Origin of the sequence: Ligilactobacillus sp. UO.C109 (genome assembly GCF_026847815.1) — a bacterium.
Lineage (GTDB): Bacteria > Bacillota > Bacilli > Lactobacillales > Lactobacillaceae > Ligilactobacillus > Ligilactobacillus salivarius.
Window position 1 is genome coordinate 1 of the sequence record NZ_JAPSFH010000045.1, and the last position, 400, is coordinate 400.

Sequence of the window (400 nt, forward strand, 5' to 3'; positions counted from 1 at the left end):
CATCATCCACATATACTACTTTGCCTTTTTGTTTATTTGCTTCATATATTACAGTTTCTGTGTAATCTTTAGTATCAAATGTTACTTTTTTACTTGGAACAACAGCTCTATCTGGAGTATAACCTGCCTTTTTTTGCGTCTTCACTTCGTCGAAGCTTTGACTTGGAACTTTGTTCCAGCTTATTTGATTTGTTACTAGATCTTTGTCATCATCACCTTGGTAGGCCGTTACCCCACCAACTAGTTAATACGCCGCGGGTCCATCTAAAAGCGATAGCAGAACCATCTTTCATCCAAGGATCATGCGATCCTTGGAGATATACGGTATTAGCACCTGTTTCCAAGTGTTATCCCCTTCTTTTAGGCAGGTTACCCACGTGTTACTCACCCGTCCGCCACT

General features: G+C 41.0%; 1 rRNA gene and 1 pseudogene. Both read right to left on the bottom strand.

The features are described 5' to 3' along the window. Nucleotides 1–154 (bottom strand): annotated as a pseudogene (locus OZJ21_RS09875) (mucin-binding protein); the annotation flags it as partial. Then, nucleotides 145–400, bottom strand: a 16S ribosomal RNA gene (locus OZJ21_RS09275); the annotation flags it as partial. The gene OZJ21_RS09275 and the pseudogene OZJ21_RS09875, both read right to left, overlap by 10 nt.